Here is a 21,268-nt window from a genome sequence, read left to right as displayed (position 1 = left end):
GTTCATTTTCTGCTTCTTCTGCATTAAGCCACTTGCCTTCCTTCATCACCCATGTTTCCCATCTGTTCAATGGATAATTGCCAGGCACCACCTCGCGGTAGAGCCTTATGACAGGCCTGCCTTCGATGGTGTCGTTCTTTATCTGGGTGTAGTTCTGCGGAGTCTCTGCCTTCCCCGTTTTCACGTTCCACATGCCACCCTTGGCAGAGCGAGATTCTGTCAGGTCGAAGGCAAAGACGTATGTACTATCAATGCTAGTCTTGATAGTCAGCTCCTTTGGCTTCTGAGCATGCAGAGCAAAAGGAATGATAAAGAACAGTGCTATAACAGCAATAAGGAGATTTTTCAATATAGTTCCTCTATATCATCGTCATACCTGTCGATAAATTCTATCTGCCCCATGTATTCTTCGGCAATGTCTTCTTTAAGTTTTGAGAGAGCATCAAACTGAGGATCGCCTGTCAGTTTATATAGCTCAGCATAGGTGTCTCTCAACTCTTTATAAACAGGAGGTAACTCAGTCGTGACAACATTCAGGCCAGCTATGATGGCATTTCGCCAAATAGGAATATATTTGCTGTTGTATTCCTTTATATATATCTGATGCTGCTCCTGCTTTATTTCCACTTTTCTGTTGTGCTCCTTGTCTATATTCATTTCATCATAACCGCCGAGGTCTGCAAGTTCCTTCTCAAGAGTCTCAACAGGTTTCTTGTATAAGCGGTTCCAGAGGTCTATTCCTGCAGTTCGTGCTTCACGGCGTAGGTCGGTTGGCTTCTGACCGAGTTCGTTTAGTCTTCTTGTCAGTCGGGCAACCTTCTCTTGAAGAGGGGCAACCTTAGCCATCGTTGCAGCATCCTTCTTTCCTTTAGATGCAGCAGCCTGAACGCCCTCGTCGATACCAGCCATCTGCATGAACTGTGCTATTTCTTCTGGTGACATGTTGTTATTATCGATAAACTCCACATCGCTAACGGTAAGACCACCAGTGGCCTTTGCCATCATCTTGTCGGCCAGTTCCTTTTCTGACATCTTGCCACTTTGTACAGCTTCAAGATCAGCCATGCTAATGCCAAGATTACCGAGACGACCTTTCACAGCCTGCTTAGCCATTGCCTCTAACTGTGCATCGGACATGTTCCCAAGTTGCCCTACGGTTACATTAGTTCCTTCTATCTTCCTTTTGCTGGCGGCCTCCTCTGCCTTACGATTGGGCTGGATCCTTGCCTTCATCTCCTCATTTTTCCGCCTGACCTCATTCAAAGCTTCATGGAATTTTTGATAGTAAGGTTCTGCACCAACAGAAGCTCCTGGCCTTCCTGCCATATCTATCATATCCGTTTCACTTGGAAGTTCAGGACACATTGCGATTACTGCATCTTGTGTCAATTGAGCAAACATGTTGAAACTGCCGATTACAGACAGTGCCATGATAAGGATTATCTTCTTCATGATAAGAGGGAGAATTGAAACAGATTACTTCTTGATGAACTCCACGCGACGGTTCTGCGCACGGCCTTCCTCAGTCTTGTTGTCAGCGATTGGTTCATGCGAGCCCTTTCCTACTGCGCGGAGGTTCCACTCGTCAACGCCGAGCTTCACGAGGGCAGCAACAACAGCCTCTGCACGCTGCTGAGACAATGGATCATTCACCTTGTCTGAGCCCTGGTTGTCGCAGTGACCCTGCACCTCGAAGCGAACCGACTTGTTCTTGAGCATATAGTCAGCTACCTTCTGGATTTCCTCCATTGACTCAGGAAGGAGTGTTGCCTTACCTGTCTCGAAGTTGATGTTGTTGGTAACGAACTTACCGGTTTCTTCCATCTGCTTCTCTACGATGGTCATGGCCTGTGCGTTGCGGTCATAGAGCTCCACTGCACCCTGCGCAATCACTACGTTACGGATGAAGTTCAGGTCGTTGTAATCAAAGCAGCCTTTGATGGCAAACCATTTAGGCTGTTTCATATTTGGCACGTTCATCACACGGTTGCCATCGATGTACATCTTGCCAGCACGCTTGTTGAATGAGAACTGCACGGTGTGCCAACCGTTCGAGAGATTGTAGTCGTAGCTGGTTTTGATCTGCTTGTCAGCTGTAGTACGGTATTCGTAAGCCTTTGGCTGCATGTCACAGACACCAAAACTAGCCCATGTAGCATCATATTTATCAAAATCATTGCGGTCATCATTGTACATCAGATAAAGATCTATTTCATTCAGTCCGACACCTTCTTTAGGATTTTCCCAGTAGTAGAAATCAAACTCGATAGTAAATTCCTCTGTGAGGTATGCACCTTCCTGCTTGATGAGCGGTGCGATGACACCATCCTCGGTGACCTCCACTGCAAGCTGGTTGCCGAACTGCTTCACCTCAGCCTTGCCTGCGAGCAGATCCCACTTGCTAGGGAACTCGCCAACCTTCTCGCTCTGGAAATCGTCCTGGAAGAGAATCTTGTCTCCGCGCTTGAAGTCGGTAGAAGTGTTTACAGTTGGCATATCCACGGTCTCGACAGCTACTGGCTCCTCCACTTCTGTCGCCTGGGCTTCAGCACTTTTATTACCGTCCTTCCTTGAGGTAGCCTTGTCGATGCCGCTGTTTATAGCATTCTCAATCTTGTTTCCGACGGCATTCTCTGCCGCATTCTTCGCTCTTTCAGCCAAACGGCCGAGGAGATTCTGAGCACTCAAGCTGCCACATGAAATCAACGCGAAGACAGCTACAAGTAAAATTCTGTTGTGTTTCATATACTGTTACTGTTTAAATGATATTCTCATCCATGAGCATGGAAACGAACTCGGCAAAATTCAATATTATAACATTCCAAAACACCACCCGTTCGGGTGGAAATGAGTCAAAAAAGTCCATTTTACGACAATAGGGACACATTATTGTTATATTTGCCACATGAGAAAAATTCTTTTGATACTCCTGTCCACATTCTGCTTCTGCATGGTTGCCGAAGCGGAATATGTCGACCACCGTGGCCACAACGTGGATTCCCTCGAGACAGTGATGGCGGGGCTGACCGCCCGGGACATCGAGAATGCCGGCGACGACCAGCTGAAGCACATTGCCGAAGACCTGGAGGAACTGATGCTCGGATTCAACCAGACCAACGGGGTCAAGAGCGAGTACTATGCCCGCACCCTGCTTCGGATTGCAACGCGCAAGGAGTGGCTTTCCAAGATCCAGAGTGCAGCAAAAGGCATAGGCCAGCATTTCTGGGCAAAGGAGCAGTTCGACAGCGCGGCCGTCTACTACAGGATGGCGATGGATGCCGTCGAGAAGATGCCGCTCTCAGAGACGGGCTACGGTTCGGGAAACACATATACCCAGAAGGACATGGACAACGCCCTGTCCCAGATGTACGGGACATTGGGCAACCTGTACAGCATGATGGATTCCATCTCCGTTGCCATGGACTATTACGAGAAGGCAGGAATCCTCTTCAAGAAACATGACTGGCACAACAGCTGCTCCGTCCTGTATTATAACATGGGAGAGACCATGCGTGAGGAAGGAGAATTGGAGCTGGCAGAAAAATACTATCTAGAAAGTCTGGAATACTCCAAGCTCGCTCAGGATTCCCTCGCTGTCGCGACATCCTACAAGGGACTCGGAAGCCTTTATCTGGAGATGCACAAGACTTCCAAGGCGATGAGATTTCTCAACGCAGCAAACAAATATTTCGCAGACCACGAAGACGAGGAACTGCAGTACAGGATGGAAAGCCTGGATTACACCGGACAGGTTCTCGCCCTCCAGAAAAAACGCCTGACCGTCACCCTGCTCACGTCCTTAGCCCTCATTCTGATGGCCATTCTGGCGTATTTCATATACCTGAAGCTGAAGCAGAAGACCAGGGAGAACACGGAACTCGCCGAAGTCCTGGAGTATACCATGAAGGACATTTACCCGGCAAAGGAGAAGATCGACATCAATCTCAAGCCGAAGGAAAAGGAGATTCTGGACCTCATCGCCAAGGGATATACCAACGCCCAGATCGCCGAGGCCATGTGCCTCAGCCCAGAGACCATCAAATGGTACAAGAAGAAACTTTTCACCCTGTTCGGAGCCTCAAACTCAGCAGAACTGGTCACCATCACCAAGGACATGGGCATGCTTTAGCCCGAAAGCCTTGCTGCGAGATTCCATCTTTTCACTATATTTGGCCAAAAGAAGCAACATCTATGAAAAAGATTATCCTTACGGCCATAGTGGCCCTCACTGCGACAGCCGCTGCCTATGCACAGGAACCGCTGCGCGTTTCAATCCTCGGAGACTCATACAGCACCTTCGAAGGAAAGGTCTCTCCATACTGGAATGCTCTCTGGTACTTCGCTGAGGGCAGCGAACTCGGATCACAGGAGAACGACGTGAAGAAGGTCGAGCAGACCTGGTGGTACCAGGTGATTGACGAGATGGGATACAAGCTTGAGAAGAACAACGCCTTTTCAGGAGCGACCATCTGCTTCAGCGGATACAAGGACCGCAGCGGCAACTTCAGCGACTACTCGGACAGGTCATTCATCGTCAGGGCATCGGACCTCGGACATCCGGACATCATACTCGTATGCGGATGTACCAATGACGCATGGTGCGGAGCCCCTATCGGCGATTACAAGTGGAAGAAGTGGACCAACGAGGACCTCTACACCTTCAGGCCAGCGATGGCAAAGATGTGTGACGAGCTCAAGACCCTCTACCCGAAGGCAAGGATACTCTTCATGCTCAACTCCGAGCTCAGCGACGAGATCAACGAGTCTGTCCACACCGTATGCAAGCACTACAAGATCGAGTGCCTTGACCTCCACGACATCGACAAGCAGATGGGACACCCATCCCAGGCCGGAATGCGCGCAATCGCAGACCAGGTAAAGGCCTGCCTCCGATAAGACAAGGGAAAATTAACCTATACAGTTCCCCAGGGTAAAGAGCAGTGCCACCGCAAAGGTGGTCATCACCAGCATAGGGAGCATAGGATCGAGCGCCTTGCCGCTTTTTGTCCAGACAGCCTTAAGGTGAAGGGCAGTAAGCGGAATCATCAGGACATAGAGATATGACATCAGCCCCTTTGAGGCTGCGACCGAGTATGCCAGGAGAAGGAGCCACCCACAGCCGAGCAAGAGGCTGTGGTATATACGTGCATTCCTGGCGCCAAGCTTGATCGCGACCGTCGTCCTCGTCGCAGCATCGGTGATCATGTCCCTGATATTGTTCACGTTCAGCACGCCCACGCTCCAGCAGCCGAAAGCCGCGGCAGGAAGCAGCCAAACGAGCGAAAAGCTATGTGTGCAGACATATGCGGCACCGAGAGTCGCGACAAGGCCGAAGAAGATGAAGACGAAGATGTCGCCCAATCCCCTGTAGCCGTAAGGATTCTTGCCCAGGGTATAGTGCATAGCAGCCCATATCGCGGCCGCTCCCAAGAGGATGAGAGCCACAGGTTCGAGCGCCAGAAGCGTCCCGAAGCTGAAATATATCATCGTGAGGCCGCACACGCAGCACAGGACAGCGATCACGGCGATAAGCTTCTTCATCTGAGGAATGGTCATCTCCCCATCCTGAAGCGAATAGTGCATGCCCATTCGCTCTTCCGTATCCGTACCGTGCAAGGTATCTCCCAGCTCATTGGACAGGTTCGAGAGTATCTGGAGGAAAACCGTTGTCAGTACGAGGGCTACCACGGTCGGGACATTCAACGGACCGCAAGTCGAAGCCAGGCTGATGCCGGCTATGATTCCCGCGAGCGACAGAGGAAGTGTTCGCAGGCGCATCGATTTCAGGCAGGACTTTACTGTCATCTTACTTCTCTCCCGTGTACATGCGGCAGATTCCGAAAGTGAAGGCCTTGTGCCTAACATCTCGATACCCGCAGGAACTCATTATGGACATCCATTCCTCCTTGCCCGGGAACTTGATAACCGAAGCCGGAAGATAGCTGTAAGCAGCCTTCTCTCCCGAAACGACGCCTCCGATCCACGGCAGAACCTTCATGAAATAAAGCTTGTAGAACCACCTGAGGACAGCATTCGAAGGCACTGAGAGCTCCAGGATGACGAGCCTTCCACCAGGCTTCAGCACGCGGAGTATCTCCCTGAGTGCCACTTCCCTGTTCTCGAAATTGCGTATGCCGAAGGCTATGGTGACCCTGTCGAAGGAATCGGAGGCAAAGTCCATGGCCTCGGAGTTACCCTGCTGGGTGAAGATGCGTCCGGAAAGGCCAGCCTCTGCGACCTTGCGGTCCATGACCTCCAACATGCCGGAAGAAAGGTCAAGTCCGGTGACTATGGTCTCAGGATTGGTATGCTGCGCAATCTCTATGCTGAAATCTCCCGTACCGCAGGCGACGTCCAGTATCTGCTGGGGGCGGTCCTCCGCGATGACCTTGATGGCGCGCTTGCGCCAGGTCTTGTCCACTCCGAGGGAAAGTATATGGTTGAGCTTGTCGTAGTCCTTTGCGATGGAATCGAACAATGCCCTGATCTTTTCGGTTTGAGGTCCTTTCATGGTCATTGTAATAATAGCTGGGTAAAGATACTGAAAAATTGACTATATTAGCGTAATGTATTAAAATGCGGTAATATCCGATGAACATAGACCTTATCAACGAACGCATACAGAAGAGCCAGGGATTCGAGCACACGGTCGGCATGGAATTCATTTCGACCCCGGAACCTGACAGCTGCATGGGCAGGCTCCATGTGGACAAACGTGTAACACAGCCCTTCGGCTATCTCAGCGGCGGAGCGATACTTGCCCTGGCCGAGACCCTTGCCGGCGTGGGTTCAGTTGCACTGTGTCCTGACTGCAAGTGCGTCGGTATCAACGTGAACGCCAACCATGTGCATTCCGCCAAGGAGGGCGAGACCGTCACTGCGCTTGGAAAGCTGATCCACAAAGGAGGACAGACCCATGTATGGAGGGTGGACGTCAGCAATGAAGACGGACGTCTGGTCAGCACGGTCACCGTCACCAATTTCGTGAAACCGCTCTAGCCATGTCAACGCTCTCCTACGCATTCTACCGCTTACCCTACGCCGACACCTACACCCTGATGGAGTCGGAGCAGGCCCCCTTGATACTTGAGAGCCTGGACACGCTCGGAGACCTTCCGGGCTTCGTCCTGGTTCCCTTCAGCAGGTCCGCAGACACTCCGGCCTTGCTGATACAGCCGGACAGCACCACCACACGCAGGCTGGTGCCAAGCATCGTGCAGACCAGCGACGCCGACCTGCAGGGCTCGACCATTCCGAGCCAGCAGTATGTATCGGCCTTCGAGGCGTTCCATGGTGCAGTGGAGAGCGGCGAATGTCTCAAGCTGGTCCTCGCCCGCAACAAGAAAATGACGATGAGGGTGCCGCAGAACCTGAATGACCCCATGTCCATGCGTATCCTCTTCGAGCGCGCATGCCACTTGTATCCGAGGCTCATGGTCATGCTCTTTTCCACGCCTCTTTCGGGAACATGGCTCATCGCATCTCCGGAAATCCTTCTTGACGGCAAGGGCCGCAGCCTCCACACCGTCGCACTCGCAGGAACGATGCCTTTCCAGGAAGGACATCTGGACTGGAGCGAAAAGAACAAGCAGGAGCAGCATGTGGTCGAAGAGTACATAGAGAACATACTCGCCAACGCATGTCCGGGCGTGCTGAAGGACGGTCCGGTCAGCATGCGCGCCGGGAACCTGGTCCATCTGCGCACCGATTTCCGATTCCACCTGGCCCAGGGCCTCACACTTGGAAAGCTCGTCCAGCAGCTACACCCCACCCCGGCGGTATGCGGAATGCCGAAGACTGAGGCGACGAACTTCATTTCGGAGCACGAAGGACTGGACAGGCGCTACTACAGCGGCTTCGCTGGTCCGGTGGACATCCAGGGCGAGACACACCTTTATGTGTCCCTGCGCTGTGCGGAACTTTCGTCTTCGGAGAACGGAACCGACGCCGTGCTCTATGCCGGTGGCGGAATCATGCCGGGAAGCGAATGCCAGTCGGAATGGATAGAGACAGAATCTAAAATGAAGACCATCCAGAATGTATTGCAATAAGAAGAACGTAAACATACTCACCGCCTTGCTCGTCAAGCACGGAGTTCGCCATGTGGTCGTGTGCCCGGGCAGCAGGAACGCCGCCCTGGTCCACAATTTCAGCCAGTGCGACGCGCTGATCTGCCATCCTGCGACTGACGAACGCTCAGCAGGCTTCGTGGCCCTGGGACTCAGGCAGCAGTGCAAGTCCCCGGTAGCCGTCTGCGTGACGAGCGGTTCTGCCCTGCTCAACCTGCTTCCTTCGGTTGCGGAAGCAAGCTATCAGCATCAGGGTATCATCGTGATCAGCGCCGACCGCCCTGCAGCATGGGTAGACCAGCTGGACGGCCAAACCATGCCTCAACCGCAGGCTCTGAGAAGCTTCGCCGCGATTTCAGTTTCACTGCCGGAGGTAGGAGAAGACGCGACCCAGGCTTGGTATTGCAACCGCCTGGTGAACGAGGCCATCCTGAGGAACATGCTCCCGGACCATCCATCCGTCCACATCAACGTGCCCCTCTCCGAGCCTCTTTTCGAGTTCACCGTCGAGGAACTTCCCGACGAAAGGATGGTGCATTGGGGAAGTTGGGGTGATGCATGCGTCCGAAGAGCAATCATGAGTTCGTACGAGACGTCACACCGTCCTATGGTCGTGATGGGACAGCTGCCACCGGAAAGTGCAATGGCTGCCGAAGACATAGCCGCGCTCATGGAGAAAGCAGTGATCCTTTCGGAGCCGATCTCGATGGAAGGCCTGCCGGCATCATACACGGACCAGATGCTCGCGACACCGGATGCCAGCACAGAATCATACCGCCCGGATTGGGTGCTCTTCGTGGGTGGACACACAGTCAGCAAGCGTCTACGCAAGTTCCTTCGCGCATTGCCAGCGGAGACCACTCAGATCCTCATCAGCGAAGATGCAAGGCTGAGGGACATCTCCCAGCAAACGGACTGGCTCATTCACGCCACCGCCCAGGATGTGCTCCAGAGCCTTTCAGAACAGACTTCCGACGTGACCAAAGATAAATTCATCAATCTGTGGAACGGGCTGCGCCAGGACGTCGCTGCACGCCAGGCGGGATTTTCTCCTGCCTACTCCCAGCTCATGGCAGTAAGCCGTTTCGAGGAGCAAGCGCGCAGGGACGGAGCCTTGATGTATTATGCCAACAGCATGTCCGTCCGTCTTGCCGCCTTGTATGCAGAAGGTTACTGCCACTGCAACAGAGGTCTGAACGGAATCGAGGGCTCGCTCAGCGTCGCTGCTGGTGCATCTCTCGCAGACAAGAACCGTCGCGTCTATTGCGTGATCGGAGACCTCAGCTTCTTCTATGACCAGAACGCCCTCTGGCAGCAACTGGGAGGAAATCTTCGAATTCTCCTGCTCAACAACGGCCAGGGCGCCATCTTCCGCACTCTGGACGGCCTCGGGAAGAGCCCGGTCCGCGACAGCATGATATCCGGAGGCCACGAGACCTCAGCATGCGGTGCCTGCGAGGAGCACAGGCTCGGCTACCGGCATGCCACGGACAGAGCCAGCCTTGAGGATGGCCTGGAATGGCTCGTGAACGACGAGTCGGACAGACCTCTTCTGCTCGAAGTGAGCACCTCGGCAGAAACTGACGAAACTGAATATAAACGCTTATACAAGTATATCGTATGTGGACAATAATGCATCCATTCAAGGAGATCATCCTCGAGGAGTACAACGGAATCGCAAAGGTTACCATCAACCGATACAGATATAGAAATGCCTTCACCCCTCTTACGACCGCGGAGCTGTCGCAGGCCTTCAGCATCATTCGCGAAGCTCAGCATATCCGCGTGGTGCTGCTGACCGGTGCCGAGACGCCGCGTCTTCCGGGCCAGAGCGAGGAGGAATGGCTCCGTACCCAGGCATTCTGCTCCGGAGGTGACATGAACGTGAAGGGACGAGGCGGATACATCGACGAGGAAGGCACTCCGCGCCTGTCGGTGCTGGACGTGCAGATGCAGATCCGCAGGCTGCCGAAGCCGGTGATCGCCATGGTGAACGGATATGCCATCGGAGGCGGCCATGTGCTGCATCTCGTGTGCGACCTCACCATCGCTGCGGAGAACGCGCGCTTCGGCCAGACCGGTCCTAAGGTCGGTTCCTTCGACGCCGGTTTCGGAGCATCATACCTTGCCCGCATAGTGGGTCAGAAGAAGGCCCGCGAGATCTGGTTCATGTGCCGTCAGTACACTGCCGCAGAAGCGGAGCAGATGGGCATGGTGAACAAGGTCGTGCCTCTTGCCGAGCTGGAGAAGGAGTGCATCGCATGGGCAGAGCACATGATGGAGCTGTCGCCGCTCGCGCTTCGCATGATAAAGATGGGCCTCAACGCAGAGCTCGACGGAGAAGCCGGAATCCAGCAGCTCGCCGGAGACTGCACTGCCCTCTATTACATGCTCGACGAAGCTCAGGAAGGAGGCCGCGCATTCTTGGAGAAACGCAAACCAGATTGGGGAAAGTTCCCTCTAATCCCATAGACCATGCGAATCGACGTCGAAGAGCGCACCCTGCACTTCAAGAAGCCCGCACGGACTTCCAGAGGGGCCTATACCGAGCACCGGATCTTCATTCTCAGGCTTGAGGATGAGTCCACCGGACGTGTAGGTCTGGGAGAATGTGCCCCGCTGCCGGATCTTTCATGCGACCGGGGTTCATATCCGGATGCGGCTACTGTGCGTCGTCTCGTCGACGAGGCTCTTGCAAGCGAGGACTACGCCGAGTACCTTCGTCCATTCCCGGCTCTGCTTTTCGCGCTTGAGTCGGCTCTCCATGGCTGCAGCCAGAATCCGCAGCTGTACGACACTCCCTTCGCACGCGGAGAGGAAGGAATTCCGGCGAACGGCCTGATATGGATGGCTCCGTTCGAGGACATGGCGGCTCAGGTCGAAGCCAAGCTGGAGATGGGATTCCGCTGCATCAAGCTCAAGATCGGAGCCATAGACTGGGAGGACGAGCTGAAGCTGCTCCGCATGATTCGTTCCCGTTTTTCTGCCGACAGCCTGCAGCTGCGCGTGGATGCGAACGGAGGATTCACCCCCGAAGATGCGCCCGGGAAGCTGGACCAGCTCTCTCTGCTGGACATTCACTCGATCGAGCAGCCCATACTGGCGAAATGGCAGCAAGGAGAGGATGCGACATGGGAGGCCATGGCCCGCCTCTGCAGCCAGACTCCGGTTCCTATCGCCCTGGACGAGGAGCTCATCGGAGTGAACGATGCCTCAGAGCGTGTCGCGCTGCTTGAAAGCATACATCCTCAGTACATAGTGATCAAGCCGACCCTCCACGGAGGAATTTCCGGGAGCATGGACTGGATAGAGCAAGCCGCTGCCCGTGGCATAGGTTCATGGATAACCTCGGCGCTGGAGAGCAATGTCGGGCTGCGCAATGTCGCGCTCCTCGCGGCTCACGCCTATGGCCCGAAGGTGGAATTCGCGCAGGGACTCGGAACCGGCCTCCTCTACACAGACAATATCGATCAGGGAGTGGAACTCAGAGGCCATCAGCTTTGGCTCAGAAAGAATTGATCATGACCTTGAAGGAATTCATATCCCAGTGGGAATCTCCCGATGCCAGGCTGCTGGTGCACACCAGCGGAAGCACCGGCACGCCCAAGCCTATGTGGGTTGAGAAGACCAGGATGATGAATTCTGCACGCATCACCTGCGATTTCCTCGGTCTCGTACCCGGAGACAAGGCTCTGCTCTGCCTCCCTCTGGATTACATCGCCGGCAAGATGATGGTGGTACGCAGTCTCGAGCGCAAGCTGGAGCTCATTCAGGTAGAACCGTCAAACCATCCGCTGGCTGCTCTCCCGGAGACGACGCCGGACTTCGCCGCAATGGTTCCGTCCCAGCTTTTCTGCTCTCTCCAGGAGCCTCGTGAAAGAGATATCCTTCGGAAGATAAGGCACCTGATCATCGGCGGAGGAGCAATCTCTGCTGAGCTCCAGGAAGCCATCGACGAATTGGATTCGGAAGGAGCCATCTGGAGCACGTACGGTATGACCGAGACCTTGTCCCACATTGCCTTAAGAAGGCTGAACGGGCCCGATGCCAGCGAATGGTATGAGCCTTTCGACAATGTCAGCATTGCCATGAACCCGGACGGCTGCCTGACCATCGATGCGCCTTTGGTACATGACGGCATCCTTGAGACCAACGACCTCGCGGATATCCAGGACGGACGTTTCCGTATCCTGGGCCGTAGGGACAACGTGATATGCTCCGGCGGAGTGAAGTTGCAGATAGAGAAGATAGAAGCCAGGCTTCGCCCGTTCTTGTCTACGCCGTTCTGTATCTCCAGGCGCAAGGATCCGAAGTTCGGAGAGGTTGCTGTGCTGCTGATCGCCGGAGCTCCCGCAGCTGAGGACGCACTCAAAGAAGCCTTTTCGCACCTGGATCATTATGAGGTGCCGAAGGATGTCTTATACGTCCCTGCGATTCCTATGACCGAGACTGGCAAGATCGCCCGTTCCGCAGCCGAAAAGCTTGCAGCTCTCTAGGAGCGGTGCAGCGGTAGCGAATTGCATCAAAAAGGCGGAGCGCCCGATGACGCCCCGCCTTTCTTATTGGAGTTAAGGTCAGTATTCTTTTAGAATCCGCCTCCGAACTGCTCACGCATAGCCTTCTGCTCCTCTGCGTACTTCTTGTACTGCTCAGCGGTGAGGACCTTCTTGATAGCCTCGTCCTGCTTCTTCATGTTCTCCTCGATCTTGCTCATGTCTGGCATTCCGCCACCCTCGAACATCTTCATCATCTCCTCTGACTCCTTCTTGAAGAGTTCGAGAAGCTTGGTAGCCTGATCCTTGTTGATCTTGAGGGTCTCCTTCATATGGTCAACACGCATCTGAGCCATCTGAGCTGGATCAAAACTGAAATCCTGAGCACTTGCATTGGCAGAACCGGCGATGAACATCACAGCTGCTGCCATGAGAGATAAGATAAAACGTTTCATAGTAGTGTGATTTGGTATTAATGTCATTTTGACACGTTTCTATCACAAAGGTTTAAAAGAGAGCCTTAACTTTCTTTACGATCACGTCAGCAGGAAGGTCCGGACTGAGAACGAGATCTGGCTCCTTCTCTACATAGCCTTCGTTCTTTGCGATGAGCATACCACCACCGGTCACGTTGATCATCACGGTGTCGGTCTTCTTGATCTTGCCCTCCTGGAGTGCCTTCTCAACGCTGGCGACAGCAGTCGCCGCTGCAGGAAGGATATCATAGCCCTCGCACTGGAAGAACTTGATGATCCACTGTACGATCTCGTCGTTGGTAACGGTGTACATGTCTCCGTCGGTATCCTTGAGGACGTCATAGAGTCCACCGGCAAGGCTGTAAGGTGGCTTTCTGTTGGAGAGAACCTTGGCAAGGATGACCTCGCAATCCCTTCTTGACTGCTCTGGAGAGTAGTCTACGAGGGCACGTGAATCAGCCTTCCATGAATCGTACATGAGGGTGAATGGCGCGTTCTGAGACACGAAGATCTTCATCTTGTTATTTCCGAAGCGACCGTCCTCGATGAGTCTGAGGTTATTCTCCCACGCTGCAATTGCACCTGTGCCGCTTCCGACTGCCTGGAAATATGCGTCAGGAATACGTCCGATGGTCTCGACTGCGCTGAGAAGAGTTGTACCCATACCGTCGCGACGAGCGACATTCTTTGCGCCACCCTCTGCGAGGAACATAGGATCAGTACAGATCTTCTCACCGAGCGCGATTGCGTCGAAATAGTCTGAGCCTGCAGGAGCAGCCACGATCTTCACGCACTTGTTGAGCTTCTTGCGGAACCACATGTCGTGCTTGTTGTCCTCAGGAATACAGATCACGATAGGAATCCTGTTGTCTGAGCAGACCTGTGCGAACGCACGTGCGGTGTTTCCGGCAGACTGGACCACGAGCACCTTGTCGCTGTTCTTAGGAAGTCGTCCGCAAACCGAGTAGGCCTCAGTCTCCTTGAAGGAACATGTGCTCATGCCGGCACCGATCTTAGGATTGTATCCGGAGAAGGTGATATAGAGGTTGTCCATGTCGAGGAGCTTCGCAAGCTTCCTGCTCTTGTAGGTCACAGGGGCATGTGAATTCTTCAAGGTACGGCTGATCGGGAGCCAGTTGGCATATCTGTAAAGACCGTCGAGGTCTTCTCTTGGAGTGAACTGCTTAGTCTCGTATACAGCCCTGACGAGAGACGGAGCTGGAGCCTCTGGATCCGCAAGTGTCCATCCCTCATCCTGGAGCACCCTTCCGGTACCCACATTGATGAGCTGATATTCAGTTGGTTTAAATCTCATAGTAACCTGGGGTTTAGTACTTGTCCTACAAATATAAAAATAATTAGGTAACTTTGCACGTCCTTACAGGATACAGAATGAAACTTACCATACGAAACTATTACACGTCGCTGCTCTTAACGGCCTTGCTTTCTATAGCCTGCGCTGCGCTTATTCCCTTTGTGAACGTAAACAGCGACATGACCAAATATCTTCCGGACGACTCTCCGATGAAGCACGGAATTGATGTGCTCAAGGACGAGTTCGGACGTTCGGAAATCGACGGAGCCGACATCAGAGCGATGTTCGGAGCACATACTGAACCCCAGAAGAAGGAGATCGCCGCCAAGCTCGGCAGCTACCCGGACGTCCAAGCCGTCTCCTACAGGACCAGCGAGGACGGGCAGCATACGCTGTTCGAACTGACTGTGCCGAAGGAGGTGGACCAGAAGGCGCTCGGCGCGAAGATCCACAGCGACATGGGCAAGGAAACGGTCGTGGAGACCAGCCAGGACGGTGCCACTCCGCCGGCCTCGGTGATGGTCATCGCAGCAATCCTCATCCTGCTCATACTCTTCCTGATGTGCGAGTCATGGATAGAGCCTGTGCTCTTCATGGGTTCCACCGGCATGGGCATATTGCTCAACGTCGGCACGAACTTCTTCCTTCCGAGCGTATCTATCACGACCAACTACATCGTTGCCATACTCCAGCTCGTCCTGTCCCTGGACTATTCGATAGTGATGATGAATCGCTACCGTCAGGAGCGCAGAAACGGCATGGAGCCTGTCGAAGCACTGAATTCAGCCATTCCTAAGGCCGCTACCGCAATCCTTAGCAGCGCCACCACGACCATCGTCGGCCTGCTCATGCTCTGCTTCATGAGGCTGAAGATAGGCATGGACATGGGTATAGTGCTCGCAAAGGGCGTCGTATTCAGCCTGATCTGCTCGTTCACGGCACTTCCGGCCCTGATATTGATCTTCCGCAGGCTTGTGGAAGCGACAGAGAAGAAGGGTTTCCGTATTCCTACCGGCATGCTCGGTAAAATCAGCGGAAGGTTCAGGATCCCGCTCGTCGTTATGTTCCTTGCACTTTTCGTGGGTTCGGCATTCCTGCACCACAATACCACCATACGTTTCTCGACCAACGGTCAGTCGCGCATCGACGAGGTATTCCCTCGCAAGAACACCGTCGTGATGCTCTACGACAATGCGGACGAGGGCCTGGTCAACGAACTCGCGGACAGCATACGCACCATCGACGGTGTGGAGTCAATCTTCTCCTACCCTACCATCCTTCTCAAGGAGTACACTGCGGACGAGATGGTCGACGCGATGATGGACATGGCCAAGGATCTCGAAGGTGCACCGGGTGCAATGGCTCCGGACATGGCAGACATTCCTGCGCTTGACCTCCTTTCTTCGGAGACCCTCCGCATCGCATATTACATGAAGGAGGGTGGAGAAGATGAGCTGAGCATAGGATTCCCTGAACTCGCCGAGTTCATCACCGAGCACTGCCTGAGCAATCCTCTCATCTCCAGCATGATCGACGACAGCATGAAGGAGAAGGTCAATCTCCTCAACGACCTCACGGGAATGGACTTTGCCGGCATGCTCGAGGAAGAGGAGAAATTCTTCGAGGAGACTGAAGACGCCATCCCTGAAGCCGAGCTTGCAAGCAAGGAGGAGAGCCGTCCTGCAGAGACCAGGAAGGAGGCCGAAAAACAGGAAGAGAAGCCTGTGGAGGTCGTGATTCCTGTAGTAAAGAACAGCGGAGAGATATCGATAATCGAGTTCGTCAGGAAGTTCCACGAGAGCAGAAACGACGAGCTTTCGGCAGACATTCTGACCCTCGTCGACACGACGATGCTGAACACCAAGCTTGCGGCTCAGGCGATGGGCAAGTTCGTAGGATCAACACCTACCCAGACCAGGATGGTATTCTCCTTCAGCAAGAGCAAGTCGATGACCCCTATCGAATACGTCCACTTCCTCAACGACGACCTCTTCAACCGCAAGGCTCTCCAGTCTATGGTCAGCGAAGGCCAGAAGAACGAGCTGAGGTCAAGGATAAGCGTGATGGATTCCGCGAATTCCGATGCGAAGCTCTCCGCCGGAGACATCGCAGGAATGATGCGCAAGCTCGGCGTCGATGACATGGATGAGACTGCAGTGAAGAACCTGATGTTCCCTCCTGTGGTCGAAGTTCCGGTTGAAACGAATACCGTGGCAGAAGTTCAGGCGGAAGAACACGGAACGGTTCCTGAGCTTGTAGCAACGGACAGCAGCATCACGGTCGCCGCGGTAAAGGACACTCCAGAAGTAGCACCTATCCCTGTGCGCAAGGCAAAGCCGGTAAAGAAGAAGAGTCCGGATGAGATTCGTCAGGAGATGTTCACCAATATGATGTACTCCGGCAAGACCTACACTGCGACCCAGATGGCGAACAACTTCAAGGAGCTCGGCGAAGAGATCGATCCTGACCTCGTGAAGATGCTCTACACCTATTACGGCAGCGTAAAGCAGTATGACGAGCAGTGGAAGATGAGCATAAAGGACATCATTGACTTCCTCTCGGAGGCCATCATCAACAATGATGCTTTCTCTGTTTTCGTCGACGAGGAGACCCGCAACGGCTTCGAGCAGATGAACGGAGTCATAGAGGAAGGCGTGGGCATGATGAAGAACAAGAACCACTCTATCGCAGTCGTGTTCGCAAATCTTCCAGACGAGTCCCCTGCCACCTATGATTTCATCGAGAAGATTGACCGATACGGATCTGACATCCTCACGAAGGAGCATTTCATGGTAGGAGAATCAGTGATGTTCGACGAGATGAGGAACAACTTCAGGAACGAGATGAACCTCGTGACCTGGCTCACCATCATCTCTATCTTCCTCATCGTAGCCTTCACCTTCCAGTCGCTCATCGTCCCTGTAATACTGGTGATGACGGTGATGACCAGCGTATTCGTGAACGTGATTTTCAGCGGCCTCGGCGGCAACACCATGCTCTATCTCGCATATCTTATTTCCCAGAGCATACTCATGGGAGCGACCATAGACTACGGTATACTCTACACAAACTACTACAAGGAGAAGAGGAAGACTCTCGACATCCATGAGTCCATGAAGGAGGCCTACAAGGGTTCGATCAACACGATCATGACCTCCGGCCTGATCATGGTCGTAGCCCCTGGAGTGATGTCGCTGCTGGTCAATGACCCAACGATCTCCGCGATCGTCGGATGTATCTCGGTCGGTGCATTCGTGGCCCTGGTGCTCATCCTCCTGGTTCTCCCTGGCCTCCTCGCGACCTTCGACAGGCTGGTCGTCTTCGGATGGGCCGGCAGGCGCAAGCTGAAAGATCTTAGATAATCTCCAGACTTTCGGTCCTTATCCAACCCTGACGTCCGTCTGCAAGCTCGATATTCGTCCACTCTGCGACATTGTCGAGTATCTGAACCTTTGTACCCTCATGGAGTACGAAGAGGTCTGATGACGACTCCGATGAAGGAGAGCTCTTGACAGGAGCAACCGGTCTCATCACGATGGCGCTGTCCGCCTTGAACCAGTCATGCTTCTGCTGGATAGAGAAATTCAGGGCCATTACCGTGAGAAGAAGAGCTGCTATGCCGGTGAAGAATCCCACCTTCTTGCCTGCTGATGCGGGTGCAAGGAGGAAGAGGAGCACCATCGCGAGGGTGAGGGCGAAGAAGAGTATCGCCAGCACTGCCCACGCGGTAGAATCGGTGACGTAGCAGAGCTTTCTCCACCAGGTCTTGAGCACGAACTCCGGAACAGGCTCGATATCGTCCTGCACGAAAGCCTTGGCGACTTCGAGATTGTACCTCGCGTCTGAATATGAAGGATCGAGCTTGAGTGCCCTCTCGTAGTAGAGTATCGCCTTCGCATAGGACTCTGACTTATACCAGGCATTTCCTATGTTGTAGTAGAGTTCAGGAGACTGGAGCCCTGCCTCGTCGATGGCATGCCATCCTTCGAGAGCCTCTGTCCACCTGCCTTCCGCGTATGCCCTTCCTGCATTCTCCCACTGAGTCTCGATATAGTCTGACTGCTGTGCTGAGGCAGAAAGAGGAAGCATCATGAGCATGGCGACGATCACTGCCATGGTGCCCTTCGTCGTATTGTTCTTCTTCATGCTGGAATCAATTGAGGAGATGGTGTCGATGGCTTTCTGGTAATGTGCCTGCATGGCGTCATGACCAGCGTCCGGAGCATAGCGTGCGTATTCGCATGCATCGAGCACCTCGATGAAGGATGCGACGGTCGCCGCATCTGCTCCGCCAGCGGTAAGCCTCTCCGCGATATTGTCCTTCGAGAGGTCTGTAGCCGGCATGTTGAGCTTGTCGGATACGAATCCGAGGAGAGCCTTGTGGAGTTCCTCGTAGAATGCGGTATAGAGGTTCTGCTGGAGGAAGGTCTCGGTAAGCTTGAGACGCTTCATAGCCATCTTGGTAGCCTTTCTGGTCTTCGTTCCGACGACGTCTGCACGCCTTGAGTACATGCTCCTGAGAACAGCCCACGTCGCCGCAGCCGCAGCGGAAAGAAGTGCCATGAGGGTCCAGAAGAGTCCTGATCCTGCAAAGAAATCGCCCTTCGCGCTGAGAGAAGGCTTCTTGGTATTGATGTATCGTATGTCCTCGCCGAGGTTCTTCACGCCCTTCTTCGCCACACCTGGGACGACCACGCCCTGAGCGGAGCCTGAAGTTGCGTCACTGTCGTTTCCACGAAGCACGGTGAACGGGATGGCCTCGGTCTCGAGGGTCACATACTTGCCCTTGCTGATGTCATAGTACGAGTACTGGATCGGGTCGATCTCGAAATCTCCGTGGCTGCGAGGGATGAACGGATACTCGTAGGTCTTGCTGCCGGTGGTGCTGCCTGAAGCCTTGTCCACATTCTCTGTCACCTTGGTGTCATATACCTCGAAGTCAGGAGGGAAGTTGATCTTCGGAGCCTCGAGAAGAGCGACGTTTCCGCGTCCGCTGACAGTCACGATGAGAGAGCCCGCCTCGTGGGTCGAGAACGAGTCCTTGTTGAGCTTCGCGCTGATGTTGAACTCACCCACTCCGCCGCCGAATGATGCCGGAGCACCGCCCGGAAGAGCAGTCACATGGAGCCTTGTGGCAGGTGTGGTGATACGCTTGCGGATCGTGGTATAGTCATCGAAGAATCCGTCAAAGATGCTGTTGCCGCGGCTCGGAACCTTCTGGTATATCCTGCACACGAGTTCCGAAGGATCGATGGTAAGGTCTCCCGCCATCTGAGGGATGATCACATAGCGTCTGATGACCGCAGTATTGTAGATCTGGTCACCGACCTTCTCCCTGGTGAAGTGGATGTCGCCCTGAGGAGTGACATCCTGACTCCAGAATCCGTTGAAGGAAGGGAACTTCGCATCGTCGAAGCCTGCGATATCCACCCTCTGGAAGAGCTTGATGGTCGCAGTCACAGGCTGTCCTACGACCGCGCTGTTGCTGCTGAGCATGAGCCTCATGTAGAGATCCTCACCGCTGACCTGCCCTACCTGGGACTGATTCTGCTGAGGCTGCGAAGACTGCTGACCGCCTTGCTGCGCCCCAGCTGCCGCACCTCCGGAAACCACCTCGAGGGTGATAGGTGACGAGCTGATGGTGTTACCCTTGAGCTTGGCGGTAGCCGCAGGAAGGGTGAACTTGCCCGCAGCCTTAGGCATGAGGATATAGGTGTATGTGCTCGTGCTCGAAGAACTTACCTTTCCGTTTACTATGCTGGTCGATGAGGAGAAGCCTTTCTGAGGTCCCCACACAAGCTGGAAATCGTTGCCGCTGTTCCAGCTGAAGTCGGACGGCTTGCCATCGCCTTCGATCGAGAAGGTGATCTTGAACTGCTCGTCCGCAGCCACGAGGTTCGGCGCACTGACCTTGATGTCCTGCGCAAATACCGAAAGCGGCAGAAGCGCCGCCAATATGAATAGGATTCTCTTCATCATCTTACCAATTCTTCTCTTTCTGCCTTGACTTGAGGACAGCGGCCTTCTCCTTGTTGACCTTGTCCTGAGTCTCCTTCTCCTTAGCCTGGATGGCCTGGAGCATCTGCTGAGCCTGCTGAGGGCTTATGCCCTGCTGCTGAGGCTGTTGCTGCTGTGGCCTATCCTGGTCGTTCTGATTGTTCTGATCATTCTGACCGTCGTTGTCGTCCTTGTTCTGGTCGTTCTTATCCTGGTCTCCATCGCCATTCTGATCCTGATTCTGATTCTGGTCCTGGTTCTGATCATCCTGATTGTCGTTCTGGTCTTGGTTCTGATCCTGATTCTGGTCATTGTCACCACCGCCTCCATTCTGCTGCTGGTCCTCGAGCATCTTCTTCGCGTAGATGTAGTTCTCCTTCGCGTCGATATCCTCCGGGCGCATCAGGAGCGATTTCTTGAAGGCATCCACCGCCTGCTGATAATTCTTCGATGCCAGAGCCGCATCACCGACGTTGAACCAATAGTCAGCACCGTAGGCAGAGACCGAAGCCTGCCCCTCGACTGCCTTGTAATACTTGTCCGCCTCTTCCATTCCGCCCTGGGCCTGCTGACCGCCTGCCATCTTGTAGAGCGTATTCGCAAGGTTATAGTTGGCGGCAAACGAGGTGGAGTCACGGAGGATGGCCTTCCTGTAATCCACGTCCGCAGCCTTGTAGTTCTCCTTGCGGAAGTCACGGTTACCCTGACGCACCTCATGCTTGTCAGCCTGCGCCATTGCGCTGAGACTCACAAGCGAAGCCGCCACGAGGGCAAATATGTGTCTGTACAATCTCATACTCAATCAAAAAGATTCCTTCTGTGCTTCCTCTCACCGATCAGCATCTCGAGAACGAAGAGGACGAGAGCAATGGCGAAGAAATAGATATACTGTTCGTCGAACTCCTCGAAGATGATGGA

At 53.9% G+C, this 21,268-nt stretch carries 18 protein-coding genes; 9 read left to right on the top strand and 9 right to left on the bottom strand.

The genetic code is table 11. The annotated features are described in order from the left end of the window. The 3 genes from AC06ND_RS06980 to AC06ND_RS06970 all read right to left on the bottom strand — a co-directional run. A partial coding sequence (locus AC06ND_RS06980) for a hypothetical protein (RefSeq protein ID WP_475678272.1) occupies positions 1–184 on the bottom strand: 184 nt, incomplete at its 3' end. A gap of 161 nt (positions 185–345) precedes the next feature. After that, positions 346–1,452, bottom strand: a complete 1,107-nt coding sequence (locus AC06ND_RS06975; RefSeq protein ID WP_475678271.1) for a hypothetical protein — start codon at positions 1,450–1,452, stop codon at positions 346–348. A gap of 24 nt (positions 1,453–1,476) precedes the next feature. Further along, positions 1,477–2,745, bottom strand: coding sequence for an OmpA family protein (locus tag AC06ND_RS06970; protein ID WP_475678270.1), 1,269 nt, complete (start codon positions 2,743–2,745; stop codon positions 1,477–1,479). A 160-nt stretch (positions 2,746–2,905) separates the two neighbouring features. Between AC06ND_RS06970 and AC06ND_RS06965 the strand changes: the two genes are divergently transcribed. Beyond that, on the top strand, positions 2,906–4,129 hold the full coding sequence (locus AC06ND_RS06965; RefSeq protein WP_475678269.1) for a tetratricopeptide repeat protein: 1,224 nt from the start codon (positions 2,906–2,908) through the stop codon (positions 4,127–4,129). A 62-nt stretch (positions 4,130–4,191) separates the two neighbouring features. Continuing rightward, entirely contained in the window at positions 4,192–4,896 is a 705-nt protein-coding gene (locus AC06ND_RS06960) for an SGNH/GDSL hydrolase family protein (RefSeq protein ID WP_475678268.1), read from the top strand. 12 nt (positions 4,897–4,908) lie between these two features. Here AC06ND_RS06960 and menA read toward each other — a convergent pair whose 3' ends face one another. Next, a complete protein-coding gene (menA, locus tag AC06ND_RS06955) occupies positions 4,909–5,805 on the bottom strand; it encodes a 1,4-dihydroxy-2-naphthoate octaprenyltransferase (RefSeq protein ID WP_475678267.1) in 897 nt (298 codons plus the stop codon). A gap of 1 nt (position 5,806) precedes the next feature. Continuing rightward, a complete protein-coding gene (ubiE, locus tag AC06ND_RS06950; protein WP_475678266.1) occupies positions 5,807–6,511 on the bottom strand; it encodes a bifunctional demethylmenaquinone methyltransferase/2-methoxy-6-polyprenyl-1,4-benzoquinol methylase UbiE in 705 nt (234 codons plus the stop codon). Between the two features lie 80 nt (positions 6,512–6,591). Here ubiE and AC06ND_RS06945 point away from each other — a divergent pair, with 80 nt between their 5' ends. Genes AC06ND_RS06945 through AC06ND_RS06920 form a run of 6 tightly spaced genes read left to right on the top strand, consistent with a single transcriptional unit; the run spans position 6,592 to position 12,565 of the window. Beyond that, positions 6,592–6,999 carry a PaaI family thioesterase gene (locus tag AC06ND_RS06945; RefSeq protein ID WP_475678265.1) on the top strand — a complete coding sequence of 136 codons (408 nt, stop codon included), beginning with the start codon at positions 6,592–6,594 and terminating at the stop codon, positions 6,997–6,999. Between the two features lie 2 nt (positions 7,000–7,001). Continuing rightward, the gene (locus tag AC06ND_RS06940; protein ID WP_475678264.1) at positions 7,002–8,051 is read left to right on the top strand and encodes a chorismate-binding protein; all 1,050 of its coding nucleotides are present in this window, start codon (positions 7,002–7,004) and stop codon (positions 8,049–8,051) included. After that, positions 8,038–9,702, top strand: a complete 1,665-nt coding sequence (menD, locus tag AC06ND_RS06935) for a 2-succinyl-5-enolpyruvyl-6-hydroxy-3-cyclohexene-1-carboxylic-acid synthase (RefSeq protein WP_475678263.1) — start codon at positions 8,038–8,040, stop codon at positions 9,700–9,702. The genes AC06ND_RS06940 and menD overlap by 14 nt, the downstream gene beginning before the upstream one ends. Then, positions 9,702–10,541 (top strand): 1,4-dihydroxy-2-naphthoyl-CoA synthase, encoded by an 840-nt coding sequence (menB, locus tag AC06ND_RS06930; protein WP_475678262.1) that lies wholly within the window; start codon positions 9,702–9,704, stop codon positions 10,539–10,541. The genes menD and menB overlap by 1 nt, the downstream gene beginning before the upstream one ends. Positions 10,542–10,544: 3 nt before the next feature. Next, positions 10,545–11,588, top strand: a complete 1,044-nt coding sequence (locus AC06ND_RS06925; protein WP_475678261.1) for an o-succinylbenzoate synthase — start codon at positions 10,545–10,547, stop codon at positions 11,586–11,588. A gap of 2 nt (positions 11,589–11,590) precedes the next feature. Beyond that, entirely contained in the window at positions 11,591–12,565 is a 975-nt protein-coding gene (locus tag AC06ND_RS06920; RefSeq protein ID WP_475678260.1) for an AMP-binding protein, read from the top strand. Positions 12,566–12,654: 89 nt separating this feature from the next. Here AC06ND_RS06920 and AC06ND_RS06915 read toward each other — a convergent pair whose 3' ends face one another. Both AC06ND_RS06915 and AC06ND_RS06910 read right to left on the bottom strand, forming a co-directional pair. Beyond that, positions 12,655–13,017 (bottom strand): hypothetical protein, encoded by a 363-nt coding sequence (locus AC06ND_RS06915; protein WP_475678259.1) that lies wholly within the window; start codon positions 13,015–13,017, stop codon positions 12,655–12,657. Positions 13,018–13,069: 52 nt separating this feature from the next. Further along, the gene (locus AC06ND_RS06910; RefSeq protein WP_475678258.1) at positions 13,070–14,353 is read right to left on the bottom strand and encodes a cysteate synthase; all 1,284 of its coding nucleotides are present in this window, start codon (positions 14,351–14,353) and stop codon (positions 13,070–13,072) included. Positions 14,354–14,532: 179 nt separating this feature from the next. On the opposite strand from AC06ND_RS06910, the gene AC06ND_RS06905 reads away from it, so the two are divergent. After that, the gene (locus AC06ND_RS06905; protein WP_475678257.1) at positions 14,533–17,715 is read left to right on the top strand and encodes an MMPL family transporter; all 3,183 of its coding nucleotides are present in this window, start codon (positions 14,533–14,535) and stop codon (positions 17,713–17,715) included. Here AC06ND_RS06905 and AC06ND_RS06900 read toward each other — a convergent pair. Then, positions 17,708–20,332 carry a BatD family protein gene (locus AC06ND_RS06900; protein WP_475678256.1) on the bottom strand — a complete coding sequence of 875 codons (2,625 nt, stop codon included), beginning with the start codon at positions 20,330–20,332 and terminating at the stop codon, positions 17,708–17,710. The genes AC06ND_RS06905 and AC06ND_RS06900 overlap by 8 nt on opposite strands. 1 nt (position 20,333) lies before the next feature. Beyond that, positions 20,334–21,146 carry a tetratricopeptide repeat protein gene (locus AC06ND_RS06895; protein WP_475678255.1) on the bottom strand — a complete coding sequence of 271 codons (813 nt, stop codon included), beginning with the start codon at positions 21,144–21,146 and terminating at the stop codon, positions 20,334–20,336. Positions 21,147–21,268 lie beyond the last annotated feature (122 nt).

This window comes from Candidatus Cryptobacteroides sp. (assembly GCF_056207615.1).
Note: the sequence above shows the minus strand (reverse complement) of the source record. Positions and strands in the feature narration are given on the sequence as shown.

Coding starts and splice junctions, on each gene's coding strand:
- AC06ND_RS06975 (WP_475678271.1), bottom strand. CDS start 1,452: ATGAAGAAGATAATCCTTATCATGGCACTGTCTGTAATCGGCAGTTTC.
- AC06ND_RS06970 (WP_475678270.1), bottom strand. CDS start 2,745: ATGAAACACAACAGAATTTTACTTGTAGCTGTCTTCGCGTTGATTTCA.
- AC06ND_RS06965 (WP_475678269.1), top strand. CDS start 2,906: ATGAGAAAAATTCTTTTGATACTCCTGTCCACATTCTGCTTCTGCATG.
- AC06ND_RS06960 (WP_475678268.1), top strand. CDS start 4,192: ATGAAAAAGATTATCCTTACGGCCATAGTGGCCCTCACTGCGACAGCC.
- menA (WP_475678267.1), bottom strand. CDS start 5,805: ATGACAGTAAAGTCCTGCCTGAAATCGATGCGCCTGCGAACACTTCCT.
- ubiE (WP_475678266.1), bottom strand. CDS start 6,511: ATGAAAGGACCTCAAACCGAAAAGATCAGGGCATTGTTCGATTCCATC.
- AC06ND_RS06945 (WP_475678265.1), top strand. CDS start 6,592: ATGAACATAGACCTTATCAACGAACGCATACAGAAGAGCCAGGGATTC.
- AC06ND_RS06940 (WP_475678264.1), top strand. CDS start 7,002: ATGTCAACGCTCTCCTACGCATTCTACCGCTTACCCTACGCCGACACC.
- menD (WP_475678263.1), top strand. CDS start 8,038: ATGTATTGCAATAAGAAGAACGTAAACATACTCACCGCCTTGCTCGTC.
- menB (WP_475678262.1), top strand. CDS start 9,702: ATGCATCCATTCAAGGAGATCATCCTCGAGGAGTACAACGGAATCGCA.
- AC06ND_RS06925 (WP_475678261.1), top strand. CDS start 10,545: ATGCGAATCGACGTCGAAGAGCGCACCCTGCACTTCAAGAAGCCCGCA.
- AC06ND_RS06920 (WP_475678260.1), top strand. CDS start 11,591: ATGACCTTGAAGGAATTCATATCCCAGTGGGAATCTCCCGATGCCAGG.
- AC06ND_RS06915 (WP_475678259.1), bottom strand. CDS start 13,017: ATGAAACGTTTTATCTTATCTCTCATGGCAGCAGCTGTGATGTTCATC.
- AC06ND_RS06910 (WP_475678258.1), bottom strand. CDS start 14,353: ATGAGATTTAAACCAACTGAATATCAGCTCATCAATGTGGGTACCGGA.
- AC06ND_RS06905 (WP_475678257.1), top strand. CDS start 14,533: ATGACCAAATATCTTCCGGACGACTCTCCGATGAAGCACGGAATTGAT.
- AC06ND_RS06900 (WP_475678256.1), bottom strand. CDS start 20,332: ATGATGAAGAGAATCCTATTCATATTGGCGGCGCTTCTGCCGCTTTCG.
- AC06ND_RS06895 (WP_475678255.1), bottom strand. CDS start 21,146: ATGAGATTGTACAGACACATATTTGCCCTCGTGGCGGCTTCGCTTGTG.